This is a genomic window from Kordia aestuariivivens, assembly GCF_014397005.1.
GTDB lineage: Bacteria > Bacteroidota > Bacteroidia > Flavobacteriales > Flavobacteriaceae > Kordia > Kordia aestuariivivens.
On the sequence record NZ_JACGWS010000002.1, the window covers coordinates 167,625 to 187,316 of the forward strand.

A 19,692-nucleotide genomic window follows, 5' to 3' on the forward strand; every position below is an offset into this window, starting at 1 on the left:
ATTTTTATTTTTTTATAATTCGAATTAAAATCAAAAAGAAAGCTACAACTGCTGAAAACCAAGCGGTATTATAGACTCCAGAATAAAAATCGGCGATTGGGATAAGTCCTCCAAATTGTGTTCCTAAAACAATACAAATCAAGAATATTCGGAGGAACGTTTTGAATAGACTCGGTTTTGTGAGCATTTCATAAAACCCGATTAGTGTTACAAATATAAATAAACTATCTCCGTGAAAAATTCTACAAATTAGTGCATTTAATTCTGGATTCGCTTTTCCCCATTCAATAAAGTCGTAATAACTTATCAATGATAGAATCAGTTGAATTAGGATGACAATTATTGAGAAAAGAGGTTTGTGTAATTTCACGTTTTTATCGAATTAAAAAGAATATATGACTAAATAGAAAAGGTAAGAGTCCAACAACGAAAGCCATGATAAGATTTATTTTTTCGGTTTTAAAATTCCATGAAGCATTATTCACTCTAACCAGGTATTCCGTCAGTTTGTATAATCCGAAACTAATTAATAGTGGTACAGCTACTAGAATGATTAAATCTAATTGAAACGTACTTTTTATGATTTTTAATATTATAAAAAACAGGATATTCAAAGTGACTGCAATCGTTAGTATCTTTAAAATATTTAACCAAATTTTACTCTTTGTAAATATGAGAATTCCCGAAAGGAAAAGCAAAAATCCAAAGATGAATTCGGCTACGATACTTGAATTTGATCGCATAAAAAGAAACAAAACTCCATCAGAATAATTATACATAGAGAAGTCGGAAATGCTATGACAAATCAAAGTGATTCCAAAGATTAAGAATAGAATTCCAAAATCTCGATTGGTTTTATATACATGCTGTGCTGTTTTCAAATTTCTATTACATTCGATTGACCCATACTTTAAAAAATTCAGGTTGTTTGGCTAAAAAGGTATTCCAATTCATCACTTTTCTGCTTGGACTCAAAGGCCAAGGATCTCGTAAGACTACTTTATCTATAATGGGATTATCATATCGATCATAAGAAAAATATACAGCGGTTAACACATAGCAATGACCTTCTTGTCTTAATCCTACTATAATGGGCCATTTTCTAGATAATTGATCTACAATGTCTGCACTATTATAAACTCCATACTTAGCATAAATTTGCGAAAATCGACCTCTTGCATCTGGAGCCCAACCAGTTAATGACCTCATTATATGTTGCGCATTTCCCGTTTTGCAGGGCAGCGATCTACCATACACTTTTCCCACAATCTGTTCTTGTTGCACATACAATCCGTGATAATTTAAAACCATTTGTACACAGGTTGCCCAGCACCAATTTTGACATCTTTGTGTAGAAACAATACTTTGAAACTCTGTTGAGGTTGGACCCGCAACGTAGTAATTAGTATTTAGTTTTTTAATGGCAGTTTGTGCATTCAAATGTGTGCCAAAGAACAATAGGACAGCTAAGAATACACCTGCTTTTATATTTTTCATGTGTTGAGTTTAGTTTTATACTTTAAGTAAAGAACTGTTTTATGATTCCTAAATGTAAAACAAATAGTATACATACACAATGTAGTTTTCAAGAACGCCAGAAATGTTCAATGGTTTAGCTTGCCATGAATGCACATTTTTCAGTTCTTATTGTCAGTAGTATTTATTCTGAGGCATTGTTCTTCTCCTAAAAATTTTTGATCTCCGTGTTTTTCTGACCAAAAACCATTTAAAACATTCGCGTTTATAATTCTGTATACAGCAACTCCTTTGTAAGTAGTAGTGTCATCGCCCACATAGTTAAAGTTGATGACCAGCATATTATCTTTATAGAATCCGGTGCCTTGCATGGTTTGCGAATCACTGTTAATTGACCAATGCGCTATTATTTTATTATTCTCATCAAGTGATACTTTTAAGATCCCAGTATATGCAGTTCGTTCAGCATCTTGATTGATTCCTGAGATTTTATATTCGCCTGTAATATTTTCTATGTTTACAGGATTCCAAAGCGGAATTGATTTCATGTCGATGCTATTTTAGTTGTTGTTTTTAAAGTCATTTAGGGAACCACGGAAACATTCCCGCGAAAGCGAAAAAATCAAATTAATATTCCAAATATAACACATCATTAGGATTGGAACGTGTTTCAGAAAGTACAAAGTCATAGTAACCAACGACCTTGAAGTTATTTTTTGTGTAGAAATTAATCGCGCGTTTGTTTTCAATCCAAACGTACAACCATATTCCGTGTTGTTGGAGTTTTTTTGAAGCTACAATCGTATGGTTGAACAATTGCGCACCTACATTTTGACCGTGAAATTCTTTTAATACATAAAACCGATCCAATTTAGTAATCTGTGCAGCATCAATATTTTGATTCGGTATGTTGAGTTCAATTTTTGAATACCCCGCAACTTTAGTACTGTGATAAATAATGTAATAGTGAATAGCTGGATTGCGTAATTCTTTCGTTAAGGTATCCATGGCAAACGCTTTTTCAATAAAAGCTTCCACAGCTGCCTTGGGTGTATTTACCAAATAGGTTTCTAAAAAAGTAGTTTTCCCAATAGTGGCGATCAATTCGCAATCTTCAATAGTAGCTTTTCGTATGGTTATCATTTTATGAAGCATAAATTCGATGTTATCATCTAATATATAACATCGAATTTACATTTTTTTATGAATATTGTTATTGAATCTTAATGCATCGAACTCCGGCGCCAAGTAGCCAAGAATTATCATCAAATTCCATTGTGTTTTCAAGAATATTGATAACTCTTCTGGTTAGATCAGTAGTATTTGTATCTGAAGTAGCCCAAGTACAAATAACACCCACAGCTGTAGAAGTTCCAAAATTAGTCACATAACCATTTGGCAAACCATTGAAGCCATATAAATCGGTTCCTACGCCACTAGTAGCAGCCCAACCCGTAGTAGATTTTAATGCGGTTCCTTCGTTTCCTAATTGTCCATCTGCTGAAATCAGACTTTTTAGTACAATCCAATCTTGTTCCGTTGGAATTCGCCAACCTTCTGGTGCTAATTTTCCAGAATTTAATGCCGCGTCGTTATACACAGCTCCATAAAAATCTTCAGGTAATTCTTCATCATGTAAATTGTTTAAATCAGAAGTATCTGCCCATCTATAGAAAGGAAAAGTTCGATTATCTTGATTCCAATTGTCGCCAAATGTCCATTCGCTGATGGCTGTTCCATCATTAAACTTGGTGGTTTTTAAGTTTTCGAGCATCCAAAGTTGATTTCCAAGTTGAACGGTGTTGTAGACATTTCCATCAATATCGGTCACAGTTTCAATAACTGGATTAACAGCTTGTTCGCCAGGTTGTTGCGCCGTAGTATCATCGTCGCTAGAGCAGTTTATAAAAAGTAATGTACAAAAAGTGAAGAGGGAAAGTTGAAGTAATTTTTTCATAGGGTAAATAGCTTTTTTATATATAACAACTAAGATATCTATAATCCGACGTATGCACAAGTGTAAGTGTATGAATAGGTATTATTAAAATCGTTGTCAATTAATAGTACGCAATTATACGTGCTTTTTAAATCACGATGTAGTACGCTAGTTCTCTTTATACTAATTGTATACTTTTATAAAGATTAATAGTTTAACCTTAAAAATTAAAATCATGGGAAATACCTCAATACACAAACATCATAAAGTAGTAGAAGATTTAAAAACCTTATTGGCTGGAAATCCAGAAATGGAAGTGGCATTGCTTGCTTCTTTAAACCTTGCAAATGCTGCTGCGGTAGCTGATTTGAATTCTGATTTATATAACGCTATGAATGATGAATTTAACGGAAATGCTTGGCCAACAACCATTGAAAAATATTATGATTACTTAGATATGTATGTACGTTTGGTGCCAGATGAAACTAGCGATCCAAACTATCCATATGCTTGGACAAGTACAGATACATCCAACGGTTACAACCAAAAAGTATACGATTTATTATGTCAATTCTATTGGTTAGTTGATCAAAAAGTACCAGAAACGAATGTTTCCATGCAAAGTTTTCCAAAGTTTGCCGCTTGGTTGGTAGAGTTTGCTATAGCTTGGGGAAGTTTCTTGGATACAACAGAATCATTAACAAAAGAAAGTTTGTATTCGTTCAAACACAACCCAATGTACAATTATCCGTTATATGCAGGTAATGCTTCTAGTTGGACAACGTTTAATGAATTCTTTTACAGAGAATTTAATCATGCGAATGCAGACACAGGAATTTCGCCATTACGACCAATTGCAGCACCAAATGACAATACAACGATTGCTGCACCAGCAGATTGTACATTTAAAGAAGATTATCCAATTGATGCAGAAGGAAATGTGTTAGGTCCAGATGGAGAAAAAACAAAAGCGCGATTAAAGCATACACATGCTATTGGAACCGTATCAGAATTATTGGATGGTAGTGAATATGCTAGTGATTTTTATGGAGGAACGTTTGTGCATTATTTCTTAGGACCGTATGATTATCATCGTTTCCATACGCCAGTAAGTGGACAAGTATTAGAAATAAAAGATATTCAAGGAAAAGTATACCTAAATGTAAATATGGTTGACGGACAATGGGACGCGCCAGATGGAGCAGGAGATGGTTATGAATTTAACCAAGCACGTGGTTTGGTCATTGTGGATGCAGGTCCAGAAGTTGGAAAAGTAGCAATTCTTCCTATTGGAATGGCACAAGTTTCAGGTGTAATGATGTATATAGATCAGCTTCAAGGAAAAGAAGTTGTAAAGGGACAAGAATTTGGGAAATTCAGATTTGGTGGTTCGGACATTATCATGTTATTCGAAAAACCACAAAAAGATTTATACATGTTTAAAAGAGATCCAGGACATGTTCCAATTCACTTCCAATACGGACAAACAGCAATTTATGTACAGTAAATTATAGACTTTAGCCTCGTTATAAAGTCATAAGCGCTGCAACTATCTTACGTTGAGTAGTTGCGGCGTTTTTTTTGTTTTTTAATAAGAACATATTAATAAAATTCAAGCGTTTGCCAAATTTCGCCTAAATCGCCTTTGGTAACAAAATCATCATAGGTTTTAATTTCTGTTCTTTCTTGGTCGGCCATCATTGTCAAAACAATTCCTTTAGAAGTTTCTTCATTACCCATAACGATCACAGATTGTATAAGGTATTTGCCAGTTAATGTTCCTGCATTTGTACCGTAAAAACGACCTTCTACTTTTCCTCTCATCATCGCATATTCTTTTCCATTTACTTTAAATACGCCCGTTTCACCAGTAAATGATGCAAAAAAATTACGATATCCTTTAAGTATATAGCGTAACGTTTTTTGTTTATCAATCTTCTTTTTTGAAGAATCTGTAGCATACAATGCTTCTATTTGTATCGCTTCTAATATAGTACTTGCATTTCTATATTTCCCCATAATAGCATAATTTTGATTGGGAAATTCTGAAGGTTTAGCAGGAAGAAATTTCATGTGTTTTGGATATTCTACACTGAATTCAATTTTGGGTAGATTCTTATCTATGCAAAAAGTTTCATCAACAATAAATAATTCATTTTCAGGGTTAGCAGCTTTCTCTTTCTTTTTTGGTTGTAACGTACATGAAAAAATCAAAATACTTATGAGTAAAGTGATAGGGAATGCGGTATTCTTTTTCAATTATTTTTATTTAGAAGTTACTCAAATATACATTTTTTAGCATAATCAAGCAGAACTACATTTGAAAATCTATCTTTGATTATTATAAATTCATTCATGTCAAAAAAGATTGCTAGAAGATTAGTTCGAAATTTTTATTTCTTCGCATTACTATTAAATGTTGTCATTCCTTGGGCATTCGCTAAAATCGTTATTGGTGATCGTTCAGGCGAAATTCAATTGCTGTATATTGGTGTTGGAATTTGGTCAATAGCAAGTGGTCTTTTATATACCATTTACTTCGCGATTCCTGATTTTTATAAGAATTGGGAAAAAGTTGCCACCTTTTTATTTCCATCATTATTCTGTAGCCCAATGTTATTTTATTCGTCTAGAATTTTATTGATTCCGTTTGGGATCAACTTGGCATTTAACATATTATGTTTATTCCATTACAAGACAAGAATTATGAATAGGAGTGAAGAATCAATAGAAACTATCTGATTGCTTTTCAAATATCATTCTTAACCGTTGGCCAAAAAACACCTCCAAGAAGCACGCCTAAAATCAAATATAAAAAATACACACTACTGTTCTTCTCTTGAATGAGATCTTCTTGTTTAAAAAAGATAACAATTGTGATGGCAAGCAAAACCCCCAATCCTAAAAGTTCATTGAACCAACGTTTTTTGCGAATTATAAAAATGTGACTTGCCAAAAATCCCCAAATCCAAGGAAGTACATATAGTTCTGTTAGTTCTGACGGAATGTTTTCTGTGTTAAATACATACACAAACATCGCGAGTAATATAATTACTAAAAGCAATCGTTGAAAAATACGAACACTTTTATTTTCTGTCAAAAGCTCTTTCTGAAAACAGAATAATACGGTGGTTAGAAAATTATAAAGAAGTAGCAAACTAATAGTAATTGATAAGAAATATTCTAATGCACTTATGTCGTGAGTCATGTGAAAGGTCTTTTTCGATTTAGCATTTTAAAAGTAAAAAATTCTAAAACACCGCGAAATACCTATTCGTAGGGAGATTTTCTGAGAAATTATAAATTTTAAATGTAAAAGTGTTCTTTCCACAACCCACAACCCACAACCCACAACCCACAACCCACAACCGACAACCCACAACCCACAACCCACAACCCACAACCCAAAAGCAAAGCGCACCAAAACCTAACAACCAACAACCAAATGACAATTCATCCTGAAAAAATTACAATTCAGTAGTTTCTTTTTTCACAGGAAGGTTGTTTGTAAGATATTTGAACCATCAATCAAATTAATTAAATCAATCAAAAAATGATCAGTATCGCATTCATCATCGTCAAATTTGTAATCTCAATCATCTGAGAAGTCATTTAAACAAAGTCAAACAATCAAAAAGAGAACAACAATGAAAAAAGTAGTAGTAGTTTTAAGTCTAGTCTTTATCGGGATCACCGTAAACGCCCAAACGAAGTACGAAAAAGGAATGAAAAAAGCATTTTCTTTATTAGAAGAAAACAAAAGCAACGAAGCGGTAAATTTATTTGAGCGGATCTCAGAAGCTGCGCCAGAAGAATGGTTGCCATCGTATTATGCAGCGCAAATAAATATTATGAGTGGATTTGCGATTAAAGACAAAACAAAACTTTCACAACAATTAGAGAAAGCGCAAGCACAATTGGATCATGCAACGAGTATTTCGCCAAACAATTCAGAGATTATGGTACTACAAGCCATGTTATACACAGTTTGGGTAGCGCATGATGGCGCAACATACGGAATGATGTATGGACAAAAAGTAGCTGAAATTTACGCGAAAGCAATGGCAATTGACAAAGATAATCCTAGAGTTGTATTGTGCAAAGGAGAATGGGATATGGGAAGCGCACGTTTTTTTGGAAAAGACACAACTCCATTTTGCAAGGAATATGACAGAGCACTCACATTATTTGAAAAATATGAACCTGCAACAGCATTTCATCCAAGTTGGGGAAAAGACAGAGCTGTATATTTAATTGAAGAATGTAAAAAGTAAGTAACAAACGTTCAAAAAACCTTAGTATCTTTGAAGTAAAGCACACGTAAAGACTCAAAAATGAAGGAATTTAGTAGAATAGTATTTGTCGGAAGTATCGTTGCACTTATATTATGGGGCATAGATTTAATACTCAGCTATACCTCTGGAGAAGTCATCCTTTTTGACGGAAAAATGTTGAAAAACTATGGAGTTTACTGTTTGTACTCTATTCCGATTAGTTTGGTAAATTCCTATTTCTTTGATTATATCAATACACGTGTAAGTTGGACGGAAACCACAAAAAAGTATCGATTGCTTATTGGAATTGTTGGTTCGGTATTCATTACCATATTTACGGTGTTTTTAGTGCGAATGGTACATCAAATGCTGATTGAAGGACAATCGTATGCAGAATTTATCAACTCACAAGGGCTAACATTTTACTTTATAGCATTACTCATCACCATTGTTTTCTCTGTATTTTTTCATGCGATATACTTTTACAAAGAATTACAAAGAAATAAAGTTACGGAGCAAAAAATTATTGCAGGAACTGCTTCGGCACAGTTTGATGCTTTAAAAAATCAACTAGATCCGCATTTTTTATTTAATAGTTTAAATGTGCTCAGTTCTTTAATCGATGAAAATCCGCGTCAAGCGCAAAAGTTTACATCCGGACTTTCTAAAGTATATCGATATGTATTAGAACAAAAAAACAAAGAATTAGTTACGGTTGATGAAGAGTTCAAGTTTGCAAAAACTTACATGAGCATTTTAAAAATGCGTTTTGAAGACAGTATCATTTTTGAAATTCCAGAAGCAGCTAGCAATCCTGAAAGTAAAGTAGTGCCGCTATCATTACAACTATTGCTTGAAAACGCGGTAAAACACAACATGGTAACGCCATCAAAACCGTTACGCATTAAAATATACGAAGAAGGTGGAAATTTAATTGTCCAAAACAACCTTCAAGAAAAACAAATAGTAAAAAAGAGTAGTGGCGTAGGTTTAAATAATATCACACAACGATACGATTTGCTTACAGAACGCGAAGTACATATTAACAAAACAGCGTCGGATTTCCAAGTAGCACTTCCGATGCTCACAAAACAAGTAGAAATTATGAGAAATAAAGCCATAGGTTCAGGAGAAAATCCATTGGACGACGAATATATCAAAGCACGCAAACATGTAGAAAATTTAAAAGAGTTTTACTATAACGTATTATCCTATTGTTTAGTCATTCCGTTTTTAGTATTCATAAACTTGAGAACAAGTCCAGAATTCCATTGGTTTTGGTTTCCAATGTTTGGATGGGGAATTGGATTAGCTTTCCATGCAATGAGTGTATATATTGAAGATGGACGTTTTGGGAAAAACTGGGAAGAGCGAAAAATTAGAGAATACATGGAACAAGAAGAACGCAAAAGATGGAACTAATTGAAAATAACAATCTAAACGATAGAAACGAGTCAAAAATGCGCAGTGAAGCATATATGAGAGTTCAGAAAAAAGTAGATAATCTAAAAGGGTTTTACATACACCTTTTTGTATACTTAATCATTAATTCCATTTTTTTGTATATTAAAGTAACTGAAAATATGGACAAAGGAGACACATTTCTAGAAGCTTTATTAGACAGCGACAACTTTGGTTTATGGATTCTTTGGGGAATCGGACTCGTGTTGCATGGAATCAATGTCTTTATAACCAATGGTAAATTTGGGCAAGACTGGGAAGAACGAAAAATAAAAGAATTCATGAGCGAGGATACTCGTAATTGGAAATAATATAAAAAATAGAATCATGAAAAAATTACCATCATCATCAAAATTTAAAGATTACGCTGAAGAAGAGCGTTACATATACGCACGAAAAAAAGTAGAAAAAATAAAAGGATTCTACATTCACTTTGCAGTATACATCATTATCAATGTCTTTTTACTAACCATCATTGCATTAAACATGGATGAAGGCGATAACTTCTGGGAATTTGGACATTTCTCTACGGCATTTTTCTGGGGAATCGGAATTGTATTTCATGCATTTGGTGCATTTGGTTCTGGTGTACTATTTGGAAAAAATTGGGAAGAGCGTAAAATAAAAAAATACATGTCTAAAAACGAACGTAATTGGGAATGACTTTGTAATGCTAAATGCTAAATGTAAAATTTTAAATGTAAAAGTGTTTCTTTCGAATAACGAATAACGAATAACGAATAACAAATCAACAAAAAACCAAGAGCGAAGCGATCTAAAAGCAAAGCGCTCCAAGATATTCCCGCCTACGCGGGAACGAATCTAAAAGCAAAGCGACCCAACACCAAACAACCAAGAGAAATGAAAGTAATCATCATAGAAGACGAAAAGCCATCAGCGCGCCGACTCAACAGAATGTTAGAAGCTGAAGACATGCAGGTAGAAGTTATGTTGCACTCCGTAGCAGAATCTGTAGAATGGTTTCAAGCGAATCCGCATCCAGATTTGATATTTTTAGACATTCAACTTTCTGACGGATTATCGTTTGAAATATTTGAAGTCGTGGACATCACGTCAGCAATTATATTCACAACCGCGTATGATGAATATGCATTGCAAGCTTTCAAACTAAACAGTATTGATTACTTACTAAAGCCAATTGATGAAGACGAACTCGTAACTGCCGTAGAAAAATACAAAGCGCGCGCACCACAAACACAAAATGTACAGCTCAACTTTGACGATATCAAAAAACTATTGGTCAACCCGATTGAACGTACCTATAAAAAAAGATACACGGTAAAAGTTGGACAACACATAAAAATGATTCCAATTGATGAAATCGAATGTTTTTACAGCGAAAACAAAGGAACATACGTATTTACCACAGAAGGCAGAAACTATCTCTTAGAAACGTCCTTAGAGCATTTAGAAGATGAATTATCTCCGGAAATATTCTATCGCGTAAGCAGAAAGTTTTACATCAATATCAACGCCATTAAAGACATTATAAGTTACACTAACTCGCGTTTACAATTAAAACTACACAATTTCAAAGAACAAGAAATCATCGTCAGTAGAGAACGCGTCAAAGATTTTAAGAATTGGCTGAGCTAAATTATAAATGCTAAATGTTGAATTTTAAATGTAAAAGTGTTTCTTAACAAACGAACAAACAAGAGCGCAGCGATTCTAAAAGCAAAGCGCTCCAAAAGATTCCCGCCTACGCGGGAACGAGTCTAAAAGCGAAGCGCTCTAACATTCTAAGAACGAAGTGAGTCTAAAACTACAGATTAATCGCAAACAACAATCCAATAGAATTCAATCCAACTATTTTTTGTTCGTCAGTAATTCCTTTGCTTGTATCACTATCAATTCGTGTAAAATCTCCTTGATTATGAACCATAATTCCCAAGCTTATTTTTTGATTGAAATTATACGCCAATCCAATTCCTGATTGAAAACCAAAATTCCAACCTTCGTATACATCTTCCACAGTTCCACCAACAAAACTATACTCGTCTTTCAAAATCGTTTGTCCATACAATCCAATATTGGCAACTAAACGTACTTTTTCGGATAAATTATAATCCACGCTCAACAATACGGGAATTTTAAGCAATCCGCGTTCGTGGTAGAAGTTTCCAGCCGAGCTAAAACCAGTTCCGCTCAATTGATTAATTCCAATTCCTGTTGCAATTCCGTATCGTTTTCCAATGCGATAATTAATTAAAAAATCGGCCGAATTTGCGTTTAAATTATAATTTGGTTCATTATCGTTATCAACTACGGCATATCCAATTCCGCCATATGTCACAAAACTAAATTTAGATGTTGAATAATCGTCATCATGATGATCATTGTCTTGTGCATTCAAAAAATTGAAAGAAAAAATAAAAGCGATTACTAAAGTGATATTCAATATTTTCATGAGATAGAGTTTTTATGTACAACGTGAAGCTACTCAGAATATTTGAATTCTAAAACAAGTGCTGGTCGTAATTTATAAATTTTAACTTATAATTAGTAGAATTATCAAAAATGCTAAATGTAAAATTTTAAATTAAAAAGTAGTTCTTTCACAACACACAACACACAACACACAACAAACAATACTTCGACTCACCTCAGAGTAAACAAATCAACAAAGAACAAAGAAATAAACAAAAAGCAAAGCAATCCAAAAGCGAAGTGCTCCAACAATCTAAGAAGTCTAACAATCTAACAATAATTCCTTCACTCAAAAATAGTATCCATTCACTTAATGTAATGGTTCACTGACTCATTTCTTTTCCTTTTCGATTGATAATCAGACATCTTTGACCTGTGATTAATCCAAAACAATAGTAAAGGCGGACGCTGAAAAGCCTAAAATAGAGTAAGTATTTAATTTTAAATTTTTTAATTATGAGTTTAGTAGGAACATACATAAACGGAGATTCAGGAGCAGTTTTAGAAATTACTGATGCAAACAACAGCAACGGACAAGGAAAAGGTAATTTTACAATGGGAGATGTTAGCGTAATAGTTGCAATTCATTATCACTTTGATGAAGGCGGTATAGCTGGTGCATCACTTTTATTCAGTGGATTTGAAGACAGACCAAATAATTATGTTGGTTGTGCTGGATATACTAATACAACTACTGGAATTAACGGAATTAGATTGGCTGGTGGACTTGCAGTTGGAAAGAATGTAATTTCTTTCTCAGGTCTTTTTGTAAAGAAATAATAATCAATATTCACGTAGGTTAAAAGCATTCTTTTTATGGAAAGGATGCTTTTCCTTTTGGAAGAAATTTTAATGGTAAACTGGAGATGAAGTTTTTACTTGTTAATCCAACAATCCAAGAGATTCCCGCTACGCGGGAACAAGTCTAATAGCACTAGCGGTCTAATTGATCATCATCCACACGATTATCATCAAAAGCAGAAGGTAAAATATTTGGAATATACTTGATGACAAACGGCAACAACAACATGCCGCCTGGCAACATAAAAATTGCCAAACTCGGAATGCTTTTAAAAATATCTAACAATTGATCTTTGATACGTTTTTGTTCTTCATCGGTAAGTGATCGTGTGGTCGATTGCGTTAGCAGAATCATCAACTCTTTACTTTCATACAATTCCGTAGCCAAACGTTTTTTATTTCTATTAATCAATTTCGTAACCATATTGCTAGAGTTCTCATAAAAACTCTGTACCATATTGCGCGATTTTAATAAGGCAATATCATCTTTGTGTTCAGTATAAAACAAATGAATATCATCAGTTGCTTTGAGAAGTGTTTCATTCGGAATTTTTAAATCTTTTCCTAAACGATTCAAAAAGTCACGTTCTTGATTGTCAATCATTTTATCAGTCCAAAACGTCATGCACACTAAATCGATAATATAATTTTTTGTTAGCGGATTGGTTACAAAATGCAATACATCTTCATACGCGAGACGCGTTCGATTATGATATCGAAAAGAAGCTTCAAACAATTTAATCAAGCTTTCATCATAGGTAGTCTTTTCTTTCTTTAAATCAAGTGCCGCAAAAATGATGGTTTCAATGGTCGCTTCTAGATTTCTGAGGTATAAATCGGTTACTTCGCCAGTTTGGATGTATTTCTCATACGCCAAAACATCTACAAATAATAATGTGTTTGTGATGAAGTAATTGAAGTTCTTTGTAATTACATTATCGTCAATCGCGATACGCTTATTAAGCATGCTTTCGAGCAAGTCATACGACTTTTTCTTTCCCAAAAATAATTCTTCAAAAAACGAACTTTTATAAACATCAATCAGATTATAAAAACTGGTTACGCTCTCCACAAAATCCTTTTCTGAGTTGTATTTTTCATGTATAAATAGAAATGACAAAATCATATTCACTTTACACAACTCTTCGTCTGTCAAATCGGTTGCATCAATCTTATCAAAAAGTGTGCGGAAGTTGGTTCCATAGATAAATCCACAAGACTTTAAATCGTTGTAAAATTCGCCTAAAGAATAGGAAGTCGGTTGCGCAATATGCGCATGATATTGTGCCAATAACTTTTTTATCCAGCCTTTTGCAGATGGGTTCATGCTATCTAGTAATTATGAAAACAAAATAAAGCTACTTTGGAAGAAGTAGCTTTATCAATATACTATTTTTTTTAATTTCTTATTGAATAATTCCGCCACAACTTACACGTGCGCCAGCTGCACCAGAAGGTTGCGATACAAAATCGTCGGTTCCTTGATGCACAATAATTGCTTTTCCAACAATATCTTTTGTTTCATCACCACAACCAATGCACCATTGGTCAGTACTAAAAGTAACCGTTCCGAGTCCATCGGCTTTCACTTCAAAGTTTCCAATGTCACCTTTATGATAACCTTCTGCAACGCCCCATTTTCCATGTGGTTGTGCTGTCGGGTTCCAATGTCCACCAGTTGATTTTCCATCCGGAGACGAACAATCTGCTTTTTCGTGAATGTGAATTGCATGTGTTCCTTCGGTTAATCCTTCCATGATGGCACTCATTTTTACAACACCATCTTTTTCTGTAAACACTACTCTTCCAGAAACTTTACTATCACTTTTTGGTTCTAAAGCGAACTTTATTTTTTTGGTTTCTGTCGTTTTTGGTACTACAGTTTCCTTTTTCTCGTCTGCTTTTGGCGTTTCTTCTTTCTTTTCGCCTTTACAACTTACGGACAACATCAGTAGTGCTGAAGCTGCTATTAATATTCCTTTTCTCATTACTTTTTGGTCTTTATTTAGTGTTAAATCGTGATTACAAGGTAAGTAGATAATTAAACATAAGCAAAAAATTAATTGCGTTTAAAAAATTTACTGGCAAGTGATTTAATCTTTAAATGGTGTTTCTTTTTTTAAATACTGATCTAAAAACTTCAAAATTCCGCTGTAAGCTTCTATTTGATTTTCCTTTTTAACAAAACCATGTCCTTCATCTTCAAATAGCAAATATTCCACAGGAACGCCGTTTTTCTTTACACCCGCAACAATTTCATCAGATTCTATTTGTAAAACCCTCGGATCTTTTGCGCCTTGCAATACCATTAATGGTTTGGTTACTTTATCGGTATGAAAAAGTGGTGATATTCTTCGCAATCGAACAGAATCGGCAGTATGCGGATTTCCTAGCTCTAAATACAATGCATCTTTAAATGATTCCCACCATGGCGGAATGTTTTTTAAGGTACGAATCCAGTTGGTCACACCAAAAATATTTACACCAACATCAAACTCTTCTGGCGTGTATGTAAGTGCTGCCATCGTCATATAACCTCCGTACGATCCGCCAATAATTCCAATTTTATCTCCGTCAATTTCTGCTTGCGAAGCCAACCAATTTTTTCCTTCCACACAATCTTGTAAATCACCTTCACCATGATTCTGGTCGTCCATTTTATAAAATGTCTTCCCGTAACCACTACTTCCTCTATTATTTACGGCAAGTACCGCATATCCATGATTTGTTAAATATTGAATTAATGGACTAAAAGATTGCCTCGATTGCCCACCCGGACCACCATGAACCCAAACCAATGCAGGAACTTTCTTGTCTGCGGAAGCTTGATGCGGCAAGTAATAAATTGCCGGAATTTCAGTGCCATCAAACGATTTATAACGAATTACTTTTGCGGTGACTAAATCTTTAAGTTCAACCGTTTTGTTCAGCGTATTGGTGAGTTGTTTTAAGTCTTTCGTTTTTAAATCATACACATATAAGTTAGAAGGCGTATTAGAGCCACCAACAAATAAGCGCATTTTAGTTTCATCCCAAGAAAAACCAACATTCGTTATGCTTTGGTTATCAAAATTTGGCAAGTCAATATTTTTTCCTGTCGCAACTTCTTGAATTTCAATGGTGTTTTTAGCATCTTCATTTATGTACGTAACTCGATACGTATCATTCGTAGTATGATAGCTTCCCGAAATATCCCAAGATTTTGAGAGCACCTTTTCACGTGTCCCATCTGCCAAATTGTATTTCATCAAATATGAAAATTCAGCATCTGCATCTGTTGTATAATATAAAGCTGCGTTGTCACTTGAGAATTCTTCTGCCGAATTTGAACTTAGTTGCGTATTTACTTTCGCAAGTTTCTTAGTCGCTATCGTATACACAAACAAATCGCTGTCATTTGTGTTGATACTTTTGCTTACTGCTAAACGCGATTTATCATCCGAAATACCACCAATACTATAGCCTTCGTCATTTTTGTAGATGAGTTTTGATGTAAATGTTTCCAAGTTCATTTCATACATATCCATATAGCGACTGTCGCGTTCGTTGGATTGATAGAAGAAACTCTTTTTATCTTTTGCCCACTGAAAAAAGGAAGCTCTTGCGCCTTCTTTGGTCGTTAATTCAGTTGAAGTTCCATCGGTGTTTTTCACAAAAAGATGAAAAATTTCATCTCCATTGTTGTCCATTCGATATAAAATGCGTTCATCTTCTGGAAAGAAAGAAACGGCATAAATAGAGATGCTGTCCGATTGTGTAATTGGTGTGTAATCACCACCACCAGTCGGAATTGTATACATATTGAAAATTCCTGAACGGTTACTCGTAATCAATAATTTTGATTTGTCAGGAGAAAAACTTCCGCCAAAAACACGTTCGTTATCCATAATTTGCGCAATGGAATATTCCTTCACATTTTTGGCAACGTCTTTCTTGTCAGCTTGCTTTTTATCATCTTTACAGGAAACTATAAAAAGCATTAGTGCGAATAATAGGCTTAATTTTTTCATGATCTTAATTTTTTAGTTGAAATGATTTTGTCTCTTTAAAAGGTTTTAAATCAATCTGTTCCATAGCAGAACGATAGGTTTTCCATTCGTCATTAAAAAATGTATTTGTTTTGTCTAATGCATCTTTCAATGCGTCTTCCGCATGTGTCATCAATTGGCGTTCTGTATCGGTCAATCCAGCTTGGCGCGAACCTGCATACCAACCTGCCGAACCTATACGTTGCATCACAGTTATTTCTGGGTTTCGTGTAATTCCTTGTCGTTTGTCAACTTTACCTAAGTATAACGCAATCACTTCATCAATTCGTTTGATGATATTTTTAGATTCCTTAATAGCATCTTTGTGTTTTTTCTTGTCTAATTTACCGAGTGCTGTTTGATATTGTTTTGCAGCATTTTTACTTTCTACCAACTGTTTTACAGCATCTGCTGCAGTTTGTGTCATATTTTGAAGCTTCTTGCCAGCAGCGTAGGTTTCGTTGATATTTTTCTGAGAAACATTCAAACGTGGATCACTTGCAACTTTAATCGTAGTTTCAGAAATTTGATCGCCGTAGGTCATTTTTAATTGATACGTTCCAGGTTTTACGTCCATTCCACCGCGTTCACGTTTGCGTTTCGAGATGGTTCTTGAAGGTCTGTCGACACCTTTTTCGTCCATTCCCCAATACATTCTGTGAATTCCATTTTCTTTTGGAGCTTTGTTTTTTAAGGTGCGAATTAGTTTTCCATTGTCATAAATCTCCAATTTCAACGAATCCCATTTTACTTTCTTTTCGTCATTTTCTTTTGCTTCGTCTTTCGATTCTTCATCTTCTTTAGCTTCGTCTTCCAAGTCTTTTTTATCAGATTTTGGCATATCTTTCTTATTGAAATAATATGAAATCATCGCGCCACCTCTTTTGTTTTCTCCATGATAGGTTGCATCTGCACCAAAACGACTTCCGGTAGGTTGTTGATACGCTGCTTGATACGCTGTTGGTGGTTCAAATAATGCAATATTTTTAGCAAGAATGCTTTTGTCTTTTGCAATCGCACGTAACGGACGAATATCGTCTAAAACCCAAGCAGCTCTACCAAATGTTCCAATTATTAAATCTTGTTCACGTGGTTGAATCACTAAATCTTTCGTAGAAACCGTTGGAAATCCTGCCGTCCATTTTTGCCATTTAGTTCCTGCGTCAAGTGAAACATACAATCCATCATCAGTTCCTAAAAATAACAAGTTTTTATTCTCAGGATCTTCTACAATGGATAAGGTATAACTTTCTACATCAGAAGCATCTACAATGCGTTCCCATGTTTTTCCATAGTTAGTGGTTCTATACGCATACGGTTCGTAGTTAAATCGTCTATAATCATTCGCGATAAGCAATGCTTCACCTTGTTTTTTATTAGAAGCTTTAATTTGCGTAATCCAACTTCCTTCTGGCAAACCTTTTAATCCTTTGGTCACTTCGGTCCATTCTTGTCCACCATTTCTAGTAATATGAACGCGTCCGTCGTCGGTTGCTGCCCACAACATATTTCGTTCCAACGGAGAAGGTTCAATGACTAAAACGGTACAATGATTTTCAGCTCCGGTTGCATCCATGGTCAATCCACCACTTTCAGCTTGCTTTAACTTTTCAGGATTATTGGTTGATAAATCACTAGAAATCACTTCCCACGTCAAACCTTTGTCGGTACTTTTATGTACAAACTGACTTCCGAAATAGAGTGTGTTATTATCAAAAGGATCAATATTTATGGCTGCATTCCAGTTGAAACGTAGTTTTACTTTCGCATCTGGATGTGTTGGTTTTACGGTGTAATTGTTTCCCGTCATCCAATCATAACGTGATACAAAACCTTGTTGACTCATAGACCAACCGTAACGTGAATCGTCTTTATCAGGAACCACATCAAATCCGTCACCAAACGAAATTTCTTGCCAATACGAATTGCGAATTCCTTGCGCTCTCCACACATACGCAGGTCCACGCCATGAACCGTTATCTTGCATTCCGCCATATACATTGTATGGAAACTCATTATCTACATTGATATGATAAAATTGTGCCACCGGAAGATTCCCGATAAAACGCCAGGTTTGTCCACGATCTTTCGTGATATTCATTCCTCCATCATTTCCGTCAATCATGAATTTTCCATTCGTTGGATGAATCCACCATGCGTGATGATCAGGATGCACACCATTGTCTACGCCATACGCTGGCATTAACTGTTTGAAGTTTTTTCCGCCATCTTCAGAAACATTCACATACGTGAAAATTGTATATAATCTGTTTTCGTTTTGCGGATCTACGTAGATTTCAGAATAGTAAAAAGGACGATTTCCAATGCCAGGTTTGTCGCTTACTTTTGTCCATTTGAACCCACCGTCAACACTTTTGTATAAAGCGTTTTTTTTAGCTTCTATTAAAGCATAAATAATATTTGGACTGCTTGGCGCGATGGCAATTCCGATACGTCCGAGTTCACCTTTTGGTAACCCTTCTTTATCCGTTAGTTTTTTCCACGTTTTTCCACCATCGTGTGTAATGTGTAAACCTGAACCTTCACCACCCGATTTGAAAAACCACGGATCGCGTTTGTGTTCCCACATTGCCGCAATTAATTTGTTTGGATTTGTTGGATCCATCACTAAATCAGCTGCTCCAGTTTTGTTATTTGCGAATAATATTTGTTTCCAAGTTTCGCCACCATCGGTTGTTTTGTAAACGCCACGTTCAGGATGTACGCCCCAAGGTGAACCAATTGCTGCTACGTATACAACATCTGGATTTGTAGGATCAATAATCACGCGATGAATGTGACGTGTTTTTTCTAATCCCATGAGTTTCCAGTTTTTTCCGCCATCTAAAGATTTGTAGATTCCGTAACCGCCATTGAGACTGTTTCTTGGATTTCCTTCTCCAGTTCCAACCCAAATTACACTTGGATTTGATTGTTGAATCGCAACAGCACCGACAGAAGCCGTAACTTCTTTATCGAAAAGTGGTTTCCATTTGATGCCGCCAGAAGTAGATTTCCAGAGTCCACCAGAAGCCGTTCCAACGTACATGACATCAGGATCATTGGTCACAACATCAATAGCTGTCACACGTCCGCTCATGCCACCAGGACCAATATTACGCGGTTTCATGTTTTTTACCGTTTCCATAGAGAACTCTTGTGCAGAGACACTTAGCGCAGAAAAGGCGAGTAGTAGTAGGATTAGTTTTTTCATTCTTAGGTTGGTTTTTGGTTCTTTGTTATTCGTTTTTTTATTGATTTGTCT

At 34.9% G+C, this 19,692-nt stretch carries 21 protein-coding genes; 8 read left to right on the forward strand and 13 right to left on the reverse strand.

Features of this window, described 5'->3' with window-relative positions; translation table 11 throughout:
- Positions 1-4: 4 nt before the first annotated feature.
- From H2O64_RS04095 to H2O64_RS04120, 6 genes are all read right to left on the reverse strand, one after another.
- Positions 5-370, reverse strand: a complete 366-nt coding sequence (locus H2O64_RS04095) for a hypothetical protein (protein ID WP_187560874.1) — start codon at positions 368-370, stop codon at positions 5-7.
- A 4-nt stretch (positions 371-374) separates the two neighbouring features.
- Positions 375-881, reverse strand: a complete 507-nt coding sequence (locus H2O64_RS04100; protein WP_187560875.1) for a hypothetical protein — start codon at positions 879-881, stop codon at positions 375-377.
- Positions 882-888: 7 nt separating this feature from the next.
- On the reverse strand, positions 889-1,497 hold the full coding sequence (locus H2O64_RS04105; RefSeq protein WP_187560876.1) for a C39 family peptidase: 609 nt from the start codon (positions 1,495-1,497) through the stop codon (positions 889-891).
- A 140-nt stretch (positions 1,498-1,637) separates the two neighbouring features.
- Positions 1,638-2,024 carry a hypothetical protein gene (locus H2O64_RS04110; RefSeq protein WP_187560877.1) on the reverse strand — a complete coding sequence of 129 codons (387 nt, stop codon included), beginning with the start codon at positions 2,022-2,024 and terminating at the stop codon, positions 1,638-1,640.
- Positions 2,025-2,103: 79 nt separating this feature from the next.
- A complete protein-coding gene (locus H2O64_RS04115) occupies positions 2,104-2,631 on the reverse strand; it encodes a GNAT family N-acetyltransferase (RefSeq protein ID WP_215907122.1) in 528 nt (175 codons plus the stop codon).
- Between the two features lie 58 nt (positions 2,632-2,689).
- On the reverse strand, positions 2,690-3,433 hold the full coding sequence (locus H2O64_RS04120) for an FISUMP domain-containing protein (RefSeq protein WP_187560878.1): 744 nt from the start codon (positions 3,431-3,433) through the stop codon (positions 2,690-2,692).
- Positions 3,434-3,647: 214 nt separating this feature from the next.
- On the opposite strand from H2O64_RS04120, the gene H2O64_RS04125 reads away from it, so the two are divergent.
- Positions 3,648-4,919 (forward strand): phosphatidylserine decarboxylase, encoded by a 1,272-nt coding sequence (locus H2O64_RS04125; protein WP_187560879.1) that lies wholly within the window; start codon positions 3,648-3,650, stop codon positions 4,917-4,919.
- Positions 4,920-5,014: 95 nt separating this feature from the next.
- Here H2O64_RS04125 and H2O64_RS04130 read toward each other — a convergent pair whose 3' ends face one another.
- Positions 5,015-5,671 (reverse strand): hypothetical protein, encoded by a 657-nt coding sequence (locus tag H2O64_RS04130; protein WP_187560880.1) that lies wholly within the window; start codon positions 5,669-5,671, stop codon positions 5,015-5,017.
- Between the two features lie 96 nt (positions 5,672-5,767).
- Between H2O64_RS04130 and H2O64_RS04135 the strand changes: the two genes are divergently transcribed.
- Positions 5,768-6,154 carry a hypothetical protein gene (locus tag H2O64_RS04135; protein WP_187560881.1) on the forward strand — a complete coding sequence of 129 codons (387 nt, stop codon included), beginning with the start codon at positions 5,768-5,770 and terminating at the stop codon, positions 6,152-6,154.
- Positions 6,155-6,161: 7 nt separating this feature from the next.
- On the opposite strand, the gene H2O64_RS04140 is transcribed toward H2O64_RS04135, so the two are convergent.
- Positions 6,162-6,620, reverse strand: a complete 459-nt coding sequence (locus H2O64_RS04140) for a hypothetical protein (protein ID WP_187560882.1) — start codon at positions 6,618-6,620, stop codon at positions 6,162-6,164.
- A 439-nt stretch (positions 6,621-7,059) separates the two neighbouring features.
- Here H2O64_RS04140 and H2O64_RS04145 point away from each other — a divergent pair, with 439 nt between their 5' ends.
- The 5 genes from H2O64_RS04145 to H2O64_RS04165 all read left to right on the forward strand — a co-directional run bounded on the left by H2O64_RS04145 (position 7,060) and on the right by H2O64_RS04165 (position 10,764).
- Positions 7,060-7,686, forward strand: coding sequence for a tetratricopeptide repeat protein (locus tag H2O64_RS04145; RefSeq protein ID WP_187560883.1), 627 nt, complete (start codon positions 7,060-7,062; stop codon positions 7,684-7,686).
- A 60-nt stretch (positions 7,687-7,746) separates the two neighbouring features.
- A complete protein-coding gene (locus H2O64_RS04150) occupies positions 7,747-9,108 on the forward strand; it encodes a 2TM domain-containing protein (protein ID WP_187560884.1) in 1,362 nt (453 codons plus the stop codon).
- Positions 9,099-9,458 (forward strand): 2TM domain-containing protein, encoded by a 360-nt coding sequence (locus H2O64_RS04155; RefSeq protein ID WP_215907123.1) that lies wholly within the window; start codon positions 9,099-9,101, stop codon positions 9,456-9,458. Before H2O64_RS04150 ends, H2O64_RS04155 begins: the two co-directional genes overlap by 10 nt.
- A gap of 16 nt (positions 9,459-9,474) precedes the next feature.
- Complete coding sequence (locus H2O64_RS04160) at positions 9,475-9,810, forward strand: 2TM domain-containing protein (protein WP_187560885.1); 336 nt, start codon at positions 9,475-9,477, stop codon at positions 9,808-9,810.
- Positions 9,811-10,008: 198 nt separating this feature from the next.
- A complete protein-coding gene (locus H2O64_RS04165) occupies positions 10,009-10,764 on the forward strand; it encodes a LytR/AlgR family response regulator transcription factor (RefSeq protein WP_187560886.1) in 756 nt (251 codons plus the stop codon).
- Between the two features lie 169 nt (positions 10,765-10,933).
- Here the strand turns inward: H2O64_RS04165 and H2O64_RS04170 are convergent, their stop codons facing one another.
- The gene (locus tag H2O64_RS04170) at positions 10,934-11,578 is read right to left on the reverse strand and encodes a porin family protein (RefSeq protein ID WP_187560887.1); all 645 of its coding nucleotides are present in this window, start codon (positions 11,576-11,578) and stop codon (positions 10,934-10,936) included.
- 476 nt (positions 11,579-12,054) lie between these two features.
- On the opposite strand from H2O64_RS04170, the gene H2O64_RS04175 reads away from it, so the two are divergent.
- Positions 12,055-12,378, forward strand: coding sequence for a hypothetical protein (locus H2O64_RS04175; protein WP_187560888.1), 324 nt, complete (start codon positions 12,055-12,057; stop codon positions 12,376-12,378).
- 154 nt (positions 12,379-12,532) lie between these two features.
- On the opposite strand, the gene H2O64_RS04180 is transcribed toward H2O64_RS04175, so the two are convergent.
- From H2O64_RS04180 to H2O64_RS04195, 4 genes are all read right to left on the reverse strand, one after another.
- Positions 12,533-13,726: an LETM1-related biofilm-associated protein gene (locus H2O64_RS04180; protein ID WP_187560889.1), complete on the reverse strand. Its 1,194-nt coding sequence runs from the start codon at positions 13,724-13,726 to the stop codon at positions 12,533-12,535.
- A 79-nt stretch (positions 13,727-13,805) separates the two neighbouring features.
- On the reverse strand, positions 13,806-14,387 hold the full coding sequence (locus H2O64_RS04185) for a superoxide dismutase family protein (RefSeq protein ID WP_187560890.1): 582 nt from the start codon (positions 14,385-14,387) through the stop codon (positions 13,806-13,808).
- Positions 14,388-14,492: 105 nt separating this feature from the next.
- Positions 14,493-16,409: a S9 family peptidase gene (locus H2O64_RS04190; protein ID WP_187560891.1), complete on the reverse strand. Its 1,917-nt coding sequence runs from the start codon at positions 16,407-16,409 to the stop codon at positions 14,493-14,495.
- Between the two features lie 4 nt (positions 16,410-16,413).
- Entirely contained in the window at positions 16,414-19,641 is a 3,228-nt protein-coding gene (locus H2O64_RS04195) for a VPS10 domain-containing protein (protein WP_187560892.1), read from the reverse strand.
- Positions 19,642-19,692: the final 51 nt, after the last annotated feature.

Bases quoted from the DNA above. Each gene is read 5' to 3' on its own strand.
- H2O64_RS04165 (WP_187560886.1), top strand. From the start codon at position 10,009: ATGAAAGTAATCATCATAGAAGACGAAAAGCCATCAGCGCGCCGACTC.
- H2O64_RS04115 (WP_215907122.1), bottom strand. From the start codon at position 2,631: ATGCTTCATAAAATGATAACCATACGAAAAGCTACTATTGAAGATTGC.
- H2O64_RS04125 (WP_187560879.1), top strand. From the start codon at position 3,648: ATGGGAAATACCTCAATACACAAACATCATAAAGTAGTAGAAGATTTA.
- H2O64_RS04145 (WP_187560883.1), top strand. From the start codon at position 7,060: ATGAAAAAAGTAGTAGTAGTTTTAAGTCTAGTCTTTATCGGGATCACC.
- H2O64_RS04110 (WP_187560877.1), bottom strand. From the start codon at position 2,024: ATGAAATCAATTCCGCTTTGGAATCCTGTAAACATAGAAAATATTACA.
- H2O64_RS04185 (WP_187560890.1), bottom strand. From the start codon at position 14,387: ATGAGAAAAGGAATATTAATAGCAGCTTCAGCACTACTGATGTTGTCC.
- H2O64_RS04175 (WP_187560888.1), top strand. From the start codon at position 12,055: ATGAGTTTAGTAGGAACATACATAAACGGAGATTCAGGAGCAGTTTTA.
- H2O64_RS04150 (WP_187560884.1), top strand. From the start codon at position 7,747: ATGAAGGAATTTAGTAGAATAGTATTTGTCGGAAGTATCGTTGCACTT.
- H2O64_RS04195 (WP_187560892.1), bottom strand. From the start codon at position 19,641: ATGAAAAAACTAATCCTACTACTACTCGCCTTTTCTGCGCTAAGTGTC.
- H2O64_RS04120 (WP_187560878.1), bottom strand. From the start codon at position 3,433: ATGAAAAAATTACTTCAACTTTCCCTCTTCACTTTTTGTACATTACTT.
- H2O64_RS04135 (WP_187560881.1), top strand. From the start codon at position 5,768: ATGTCAAAAAAGATTGCTAGAAGATTAGTTCGAAATTTTTATTTCTTC.
- H2O64_RS04140 (WP_187560882.1), bottom strand. From the start codon at position 6,620: ATGACTCACGACATAAGTGCATTAGAATATTTCTTATCAATTACTATT.
- H2O64_RS04180 (WP_187560889.1), bottom strand. From the start codon at position 13,726: ATGAACCCATCTGCAAAAGGCTGGATAAAAAAGTTATTGGCACAATAT.
- H2O64_RS04155 (WP_215907123.1), top strand. From the start codon at position 9,099: ATGGAACTAATTGAAAATAACAATCTAAACGATAGAAACGAGTCAAAA.
- H2O64_RS04160 (WP_187560885.1), top strand. From the start codon at position 9,475: ATGAAAAAATTACCATCATCATCAAAATTTAAAGATTACGCTGAAGAA.
- H2O64_RS04170 (WP_187560887.1), bottom strand. From the start codon at position 11,578: ATGAAAATATTGAATATCACTTTAGTAATCGCTTTTATTTTTTCTTTC.
- H2O64_RS04105 (WP_187560876.1), bottom strand. From the start codon at position 1,497: ATGAAAAATATAAAAGCAGGTGTATTCTTAGCTGTCCTATTGTTCTTT.
- H2O64_RS04190 (WP_187560891.1), bottom strand. From the start codon at position 16,409: ATGAAAAAATTAAGCCTATTATTCGCACTAATGCTTTTTATAGTTTCC.